Below are 8,271 nucleotides of genomic sequence, written 5' to 3'. Positions count from 1 at the left end.
GTGGTGCGGCGTGGTTGGGGTGGTCGTGGTGGGTGACGCGCCCGGGGTGGGACACACTTTTCTGCCTATAACCCCAGATTTTTGTCAAGCAACCGTTTTCAGACATGAAAAAACCCGCTCCCCCTAGCTCTCACTAGGAAAAACGGGTTTCTCTTCGTTGTGCGCAAGGGGGGACTTGAACCCCCACGATCTTGCGATCACTGGCACCTGAAGCCAGCGCGTCTGCCAATTCCGCCACTTGCGCATTATTCATTTTTTACCGTTGCTGAATGAGCAACGAAGATTACTATACACACACTGTTGGCAGCATGTCCAACCGGGAAACAGTGTTCCCTGTCACTCCACCTGTTTTCACGGTCAGAGCCCCACCCCCACCCTCTGCATTTTCTGGGGCTACCGGGAGGTATTTACCAGGTATTCTGAGGGAGTTTTTACGGTTATCCACTAGACTAGAAGCTTAGGCTACCGGCAGACCGTGCCCGGCAGCCCGGCACCCGCACCGCCACAGCTGTACGGCGTCCATGAAGTGCCACCAGACTTTTATGCTAAACCAGGGTTTTGATGGTGAAGGAGGCAGGCATGGGGTTTATTAACAGGCTAGAGCAGGGCCTCGAAAAAGCTGTGCGTAGCACCTTCAGTAAGTCCGGCACCTTCGAGCCGGTTGATATCGCCAACCGGATCCGCACCGAAATGGACGATAAGGCCTATGCGGTAGCGTCCGGTCGCACCCTCGCCCCTAACGTTTTCACCGTCGAGTTCTCAGCCCCCGACTTCCACCGCGCCCAGCAGTGGGGCGTCCCCCTGGCTGAAGAGCTCTGTGACGTCGTCGTCCGCCACGGCCGCACCCAGGGCTACTCCCTGCGCGGCACCGTGCGCGTCACCTTCGCCGTCGCCCACGATCTTGAGCCCGGCAACTTCATTGTCACCGGCTCTCTCGTCAAGCTCCAGGGCCCTGAGGACGCCGCCGCCCCAGCCCCTTACGCCCCGGCAGCAGGCGGGCACCCGGGCTCCGCAACGGATTCCCTGCCTACCCGCATTACCCGCCCGGCGCGGCCTGTAGCCGCCCCGGCCCCGTCCTACCAGGCTCCGCAGCAGCCCAAGCCGCAGGTCGTCCTTGAGATCAACGGCGAGCGCGTCATGGTGCGCTCCTTGCCGGTGACCCTGGGGCGGGGATCCAATGCTGATATCACCCTGGATGATTCCGGGGTGTCCCGCCGCCACCTTGAAATCGTGGAGCAGGATGGCACCTACCTGGCTGTTGATCTTGGCTCAACGAATGGCTCCTACGTCAATGGGCAGCGCCTTCACGGCCGGGCTGAGATTAAGAGCGGGGCTGTTCTTGAGATGGGCGGGGCCCGCATTGTGTTCCGACTGATGGTTCGAAAGGGGTAGCCTGTGGCGTCTGAAATTACTGTTACGGTCTTGCGCTTCGCTTTTTTGATGTTGCTGTGGCTTTTTGTCTTTATGGTGCTGGCTGCGGCCCGGCGCGACCTCGGTATCGGCCGGAACGTGCGTACTGCCCCTTACCAGGCGGCTGAGGCTTCTAGTGCGCCACCGACTCCTGCCCACCCTGCCCCTACTCCCCTGCCTGCTCGGGCGTCCCAGCTCATGATTGTTGAGGGGGCCCAGGCGGGGGCTGTGATGCGGCTGGGTGATGATCCGGTCTTGATTGGTCGGGCTACCGATATTGAGGTTTCCCTTCAGGATGACTATGCCTCTGGCCGCCATGCCCGTCTCTTCCCGCAGGGTTCCCGCTGGTTCCTTGAGGATCTTGGCTCAACGAACGGTACCTTTATTGATGAGACCCGTTTGACCCGGGCGACCCCGGTTGAGGCGGGGCAGCCTTTCCGGGTGGGCCGCACCGTGTTGCAGCTGAAGGCCTAGTGCATGAATATCGCTTTCCGTTTTGCCGCCCGCTCTGATGTGGGTAGAGTGCGCTCTAAGAACGATGATTCTGGCTATGCCGGGCACTACCTGGCGGTAGTTGCTGACGGCATGGGTGGCCATGTGGGTGGCGATGTTGCGTCGGCGACGACCGTGCTTGATTTGACCCCGCTTGACCGCACCGGTTTTGACGGTAATGCCAGCATTTATTTGGCAGATGAGATCGTGAATGCCAATCTCATTATGAATGAGTTGGTGGGTCTTAATCCGCGCCTGGCTGGTATGGGGACGACCTGCACCGCCCTCTTGGTGGACGGGGACCGTATCGAGTTGGCCCATATTGGTGACTCGCGGGCCTACCGTTTGCGCGATGGTGTCTTTGAGCAGATCACCACGGATCATACCTTTGTGCAGCGGCTGCTGCAGGAGGGGCGGATTAGCCCCGAGGAGGCTGAGTCGCACCCGCACAAGAACGTGATTATGCGGGTTTTGGGCGATGTGGACGCCTCCCCCGAGCTTGAGTTGCGGACCTTGGACGCCGTAGTGGGCGAGAAGTGGGTTTTGAGCTCTGACGGCTTGGACGCTGTGGTGCAGGTAGCTGAGATTGAAGCTGTGATGCGGTCAACCGGCGATTTGCAGCAGATTGTCGATATTCTGACCGAGATGACCCTGGAGCGCGGGGCCCCTGACAATGTCACGATTGTGGCCCTGTCTGTGATTGATGCGGATTCTTTGTCTGCCGCTATTACCGCCCCCCAGCCCATTATTCCCGTGCGGAAGTACGGTGAGGACGGCCAGCTGGTGGGCGTGTGGCCCACCGAGGTAGAGGGGCAGGATCCTGCCCTTGAGGGTGAGGCTAACGAGGAGAGTAGTGGCGGGTCTGTGCCCGGGGAAGCCCATCATTTCCCGTGGCGGCGCCGCCTGCCCCAGCACGCTAAGGTCCGTCATGCCCTGCGCCACGGCAAGTGGCGGGGAGAGTCCTTTAGCGACGGGGTCCTCAACACCATGACCGTCCGGGCCGGGGTTGATTCAGCCCCGCCCCCTGGCGACGGTGAAGAGCCTGAGCCGACGCCGGCGTCCGTCCTGCGTCAGGAGCTTGCTGAGCGCCCCCATACTCTCGTTGGTTCGGCGGTTAATGCCACCCAGACCGGCATGATTCCTACGGTGACTGCCCGTGCGGCCCAGACCTTGGCGACCCTCACTACTGCCCCGGCTGAGAATACTCTTGAGCCGGCAGAGCTTCCCGAGGAGTACCGGGTGGCTCTGAGTAGCCAGGTGCCCCCGTCGCCGCACCGCTGGCCTATGCGGGTGTTCGTGCTGGCTTTGACCTTGTCTGTGGCGGCAGCTTCTATGTGGAGCTTGTTTTCGTGGGGTAAGTCCCAGTATTTCGTGGGTATTGAAAGTGACCGGGTGACAGTTTACAACGGCCTCAACCAGCACCTTGGCCCCCTGCACCTGCATACCGTCGTGGAGCAGACCGATATTGAGGTGGCTGACCTGCCCGAGTTCTCCCAGTCCTTGCTGCGTAGCACCCTGCGGGCCGGGAGTATGGAGGAGGCCCAACAGATTGTGCAGAACCTCAGGGAGCAGCTCCCCGAGGAGGCTGCAGATAGTCAGGACGGTAGCTCCCAGCCCGTCCAGCCCGGTACCGTCTCGACGGCCACCCCAAGCCCATCGACTACCCCAGCCCCGTCCCCAGAACCTAGCGAATCATCACCGGCTACCGAGCAAGGAGGTACCCCATGAGTCTCTCACAGACTACCGACCTACCCCGCTCCCGCCGTATCACCGAACTGTTCCTGACCCTCATCGCCCTGGTCTTGGGCCCGTCTGCCATGTACCTGGTAGACCCGGAGGCTGCTGTTGAGAACGGCTTCTGGTTGCAGGCTCTGACGGTTCAGGGGGTCTGCGCCCTGCTCTTGCACGGGGTGATGTACGCGCGGGCCCGGTATGCTGACCCCTTTATCTTGCCGATTGCTGTTGCCCTCAACGGTATAGGCCTGGCTATGATTTACCGCATTGACCTGACGACCGCCACAACTGCCGGTGGAGCCCAGTTGATGTGGACCGGCCTGGCTATGGTGGCTGCGACGGTAGTGCTCTTCTTCCTGCGGGACCACCGGGTTCTACGCCGGGTTATTTATATATCCCTAGCGGCATCTATCGTCCTCTTGCTCCTACCCCTGCTGCCCTTCATCGGTGTAGAAATCAACGGGGCCCGCATTTGGATCATGGTGGGTGGCCGGACCTTCCAGCCCGGCGAAATCGCCAAAATTACCCTGGCTATATTCTTCGCTGGCTATCTTTCAACCCACCGGGATCTGATCATGCTGGCGGGCAAGAAAATCGGCCCCGTCCGCCTGCCCCGCTTCAGAGACATGGCCCCCATGGTCATCGCCTGGCTCGTCTCCTTAGCCGTGCTGGTCTTCCAGCGTGATTTGGGCTCAGCCATCCTCTTCTTCGGCATCTTCCTGGCCATGCTCTTCCTGGCCACCGGAAGCCTCACCTGGGTAGCCCTCGGCCTGCTCTTTGTCAGCGCTGGCGGCATCCTGGCCTACAACTACATCTCCCACGTCTACTTCCGCATCAACTCCTGGGTTCACGCCTTCGACGCTGAAATCTACAACCAGCCCCTCGGCGGCTCAGGCCAGATTGTGCAGGGCCTCTTCGGCCTAGCCTCCGGTGGCCTCTTCGGACGCGGCTGGGGCAACGGCCGCCCGGACCTCGTCGCCTATTCCAACTCCGACATGATTATCACCGCCCTCGGTGAAGAACTGGGCCTCCTGGGCCTGAGCGCAATTCTCATGCTCTTCCTCCTGCTCGTATCCCGCGGCTTCCGCGCCGCCCTAGGCACCCGCGATGCCTTCGGCAAACTCCTCGCAGCAGGCTTCTCCGCCCTCATGGTGATCCAGCTCTTCGTCGTCATTGGCGGCGTCACCCGCCTGATTCCCCTCACCGGCCTGACCACCCCCTTCATGTCAGCAGGCGGCTCATCCCTCCTCTCCAACTGGATCATCGTCGCAATCCTTCTCGCTATCTCCCACACGGCCCGAGCCCCCCACGTCGTCGAAGAATTTGACGCCGCCGACAGCATCGAGGCCGACGGCTACGAACCCGAAGGGGCAACGTCCGTCATTTCCCGACTCACCGAAACCAACCGGGCAGGAGGTGCCACCCGTGAATAGGGCTATCCGCAGAGCCTGGATCGCCGCAGCCTGCGTCTTTGTGATGCTGCTCGGAACCCTCACCTACATCCAGTTCTTTGACGCAAAGAACCTCCAGGCCAACACCTGGAACTCCCGTACCCTCTACGAAAGCTACGGCTCCCAGCGCGGCTCCATCGTCGTAGACGGGGCAGAGATCGCCTCATCCGTTGAATCCAACGACGGCTACGCCTTCCAGCGTTACTACTCCCAGCCCCACCTCTACGCTGGAATCACCGGCTACTTCTCTTCCATCTACGGCGCCACCGGCCTCGAATCCGTCATGGACGACCAGCTCTCCGGCACCTCCGACGCCCAGTTCTACGACCGCCTTGCCCAAATGTTCACCGGCAACGCGGCCCAGGGCGCCAGCGTCGAACTCACCATCGACGGCCAACTCCAGCAACTGGCCTACAGCCTCCTGGAGGGCCACAAGGGTGCTATCGTCGCCCTCAACCCCAAAACCGGTGAAATCCTGGCCATGGCCTCCACCCCCTCCTACGACCCCAACGAACTCTCCTCCCATAACACCGAGTCCGTCCTGGGCCGCTACGAAGCCCTCAACAGCGACCCCAACCGGCCGCTCTTCAACCGGGCTATCGCAGGTGACACCTACGCCCCCGGCTCAACCTTCAAAATCATTGACGCCGTAGCAGCCCTCGAATCTGGGAAGTACGATGCCGACTCTGTCATCCCCAACCCCCAGAATCTGGCCCTGCCTAACTCAAATAGCGTCCTGCCCAACTACGTCGGCGGCCAGTGCGCAACCCGCACGAGCGTCTCCATCGAATGGGCCCTCTCCCAGTCCTGCAACACGCCCTTTGCCCAAATCGCCATGGATCTCGGCGAGGACGCTATCTCCCAGACGGCAGCGAACTTCGGGTACGGCGAAGACCTCTCCATCCCCCTCGCTGTAGCGCCCGCTATCTTCCCGACCAATATGGAAGACAGCCAGCTAGCCCTCGCTTCCATTGGTCAGTACGATGTGAAGACAACCCCCTTGCAGGTAGCCATGATGAGCGCAGCAATCGCTAACGACGGCGTGCAGATGAAGCCCAACCTTGTGCGGTCCGTCCGGTCGCACAACCTGAGCTCCCTCTACGAGTTCTCAGCTGAAGAGCTAAGACGCTCCACCTCGGCAGAGATCGCCCACCAGGTGAGGGATTGGATGGTAACCGGTGTCAACGAAGGTATTGCCTCGCGAGCAGCGGTCCCCGGAGTACAAGTAGCCGGTAAAACCGGCACAGCAGAAATTGGTGATACAGGATTAAACAACTCCTGGTTCACAGGATTTGCACCAGCAGACGATCCGCAGGTAGCTCTCGCGGTAGTCTATGAAGGTGTAGACGTTACGACAGGGGCGCAGCTTGCTGCTCCCGCAGCTAAACAACTTTTTGAGGCGGTGTTGAACAAGTGAGGCCTTCAGTAGATGTGACCCTTGGCGGTCGCTATACCCTGACCGAACGTATCGCAATTGGCGGTATGGGTGAGGTCTGGAAGGCGCGCGATAAGGTCCTGGGCCGTACCGTCGCCGTAAAGATTCTGAAAGAGGAATATACCGGTGACCCCGGCTTCCTAGAGCGATTCCGCGCCGAAGCCCGCCACACCGCCCTGCTCAGCCACCCCGGCGTCGCTAACGTCTTCGACTACGGTGAAGAGGACGGCTCTGCCTACCTGGTCATGGAGCTTGTCCCCGGCGAGCCGCTCTCAAACATCATCGAACGCGATAAGCAGCTCCCGGCAGACCGCATCCTCAACATCATGGCGCAATCAGCCCGTGCCCTGGCAGCGGCCCACGCCCAGGGGCTGGTCCACCGCGATGTGAAGCCCGGCAACCTCATCATCACCCCGGACGAGAGGGTGAAGGTCACCGACTTCGGTATTGCCCGCCTAGCCGACCAGGTGCCGCTCACCGCCACCGGCCAGGTCATGGGTACGGCCCAGTACCTGGCCCCCGAACAGGCCACCGGTCAGCAGGCCACCCCGTCCTCAGACATGTACTCCCTGGGCATCATCGGCTACGAGTGCCTTGCAGGCCGCCGCCCCTTCACCGGCGAATCCCAGATTGCTATTGCCCTGGCCCAGGTCAACGATCCGCCGCCCGCCCTGCCCAAGGACGTCCCCGCCCCGGCAGCAGCGCTCATCATGTGCCTGCTCTCCAAGGACCCGGCAGACCGGCCCGACACCGCAACGGCCCTGGCCTCCGCCATTGACGCGATCCGCCGCCGCGACCTTCCCGCTGCCATTAAGGCCGTCCCCTCCCTCAGCAACTTCCTGCCCCAGGGAGCAGACACCGCCGCAACCGCAGCCATCACCGCCCCCACCAGGGTCACCCCCGCCGCCACCCGGTTCGGCTCCGGCGCCCGCTTCGAACCCGAGCCCACCACGGCCCGCGTCCCCAATGCGGCAGCCCCCGCCGCCTACCCGGCTGCGCCCCCGGCACAGAAGAAGAAAAACCCCTGGGGCTGGGTCTCCCTCGTACTTGCCCTGCTTCTGATTGCAGCGGTCGCCTGGTTCATCCTGGCCGGAAACAACCGCAGCACAGGGACCTCTGACCCCAGCCCCACCGCGTCCGGCACCGTCTCCACCGTCAGTGCCCCGGCCACCACCGAAGCCGCCCCCGAAGAGACAGAAACCGCCGCCCAACGGGTCGATATCCGCTCCTCCCAGTTCGAAGGCCGCCCCCTGGACGAGGTCGTCAACGAACTCACCAGCATGGGGCTCTCCCCCCGCACCTCCGGCATCTCATCAGACCAGCCGATTGACACCGTCCTCTCCGTTTCCCCCACCGGAAGCCTAGAAGTGGGCGAAACCATTACTGTTCAATACTCAACTGGCCCCAAATCTGTGACTCTACCCAGTAATCTGGAGGGTACAGACTCTGAAGAAGCCATCCAAGCGATTACCGCCCTCGGCGTCAACGTGCAGATTCACTTTGAAGAAAGCAACAGCGCCACCGAGGGAACCATTCTGCGGACTTCACCCACCTCAGGCTCGCGGGTTGAGGTAGGTAGTAGCGTTGATGTCTATGTGGCCCGGGCTCCCCAGCAGGAAACCGAGCCAGAAGCGGAACCAACATCTAGCGCTGCAGCCAGTGAAGAACCGGCTCCTGCAACAGAAAGCACATCAGCCAGCACCTCAGCACCGAGTGCTGAAGAAACCGGCAACTAATTACTCCACCGAC

6 protein-coding genes and 1 tRNA gene are annotated in these 8,271 nt (G+C 61.7%); 6 read left to right on the top strand and 1 reads right to left on the bottom strand.

The features are described 5' to 3' along the window. Positions 1–160 precede the first annotated feature (160 nt). Positions 161–244, bottom strand: a tRNA-Leu gene (locus ACMXX3_RS11385). Positions 245–579: 335 nt separating this feature from the next. Here ACMXX3_RS11385 and ACMXX3_RS11380 point away from each other — a divergent pair. Genes ACMXX3_RS11380 through ACMXX3_RS11355 form a run of 6 tightly spaced genes read left to right on the top strand, consistent with a single transcriptional unit; the run spans position 580 to position 8,258 of the window. Next, on the top strand, positions 580–1,392 hold the full coding sequence (locus ACMXX3_RS11380; protein WP_421084825.1) for an FhaA domain-containing protein: 813 nt from the start codon (positions 580–582) through the stop codon (positions 1,390–1,392). 3 nt (positions 1,393–1,395) lie between these two features. Further along, positions 1,396–1,884, top strand: coding sequence for an FHA domain-containing protein FhaB/FipA (locus ACMXX3_RS11375; protein WP_421084824.1), 489 nt, complete (start codon positions 1,396–1,398; stop codon positions 1,882–1,884). Positions 1,885–1,887: 3 nt separating this feature from the next. Further along, complete coding sequence (locus tag ACMXX3_RS11370; RefSeq protein ID WP_421084823.1) at positions 1,888–3,630, top strand: PP2C family protein-serine/threonine phosphatase; 1,743 nt, start codon at positions 1,888–1,890, stop codon at positions 3,628–3,630. Next, on the top strand, positions 3,627–5,069 hold the full coding sequence (locus ACMXX3_RS11365; protein ID WP_421084822.1) for an FtsW/RodA/SpoVE family cell cycle protein: 1,443 nt from the start codon (positions 3,627–3,629) through the stop codon (positions 5,067–5,069). The genes ACMXX3_RS11370 and ACMXX3_RS11365 overlap by 4 nt, the downstream gene beginning before the upstream one ends. Then, entirely contained in the window at positions 5,062–6,504 is a 1,443-nt protein-coding gene (locus ACMXX3_RS11360) for a peptidoglycan D,D-transpeptidase FtsI family protein (RefSeq protein ID WP_421084821.1), read from the top strand. The genes ACMXX3_RS11365 and ACMXX3_RS11360 overlap by 8 nt, the downstream gene beginning before the upstream one ends. Then, positions 6,501–8,258 (top strand): protein kinase domain-containing protein, encoded by a 1,758-nt coding sequence (locus ACMXX3_RS11355; protein WP_421084820.1) that lies wholly within the window; start codon positions 6,501–6,503, stop codon positions 8,256–8,258. Before ACMXX3_RS11360 ends, ACMXX3_RS11355 begins: the two co-directional genes overlap by 4 nt. The last annotated feature ends 13 nt before the right edge of the window (positions 8,259–8,271 follow it).

The sequence above is a fragment of the Rothia nasimurium genome, from assembly GCF_049068285.1.
In the GTDB taxonomy this organism is placed as follows: Bacteria; Actinomycetota; Actinomycetes; order Actinomycetales; family Micrococcaceae; genus Rothia; species Rothia nasimurium_I.
This window is presented reverse-complemented; position numbering and strand designations above follow the sequence as displayed.

Coding starts and splice junctions, on each gene's coding strand:
- ACMXX3_RS11380 (WP_421084825.1), top strand. CDS start 580: ATGGGGTTTATTAACAGGCTAGAGCAGGGCCTCGAAAAAGCTGTGCGT.
- ACMXX3_RS11370 (WP_421084823.1), top strand. CDS start 1,888: ATGAATATCGCTTTCCGTTTTGCCGCCCGCTCTGATGTGGGTAGAGTG.
- ACMXX3_RS11365 (WP_421084822.1), top strand. CDS start 3,627: ATGAGTCTCTCACAGACTACCGACCTACCCCGCTCCCGCCGTATCACC.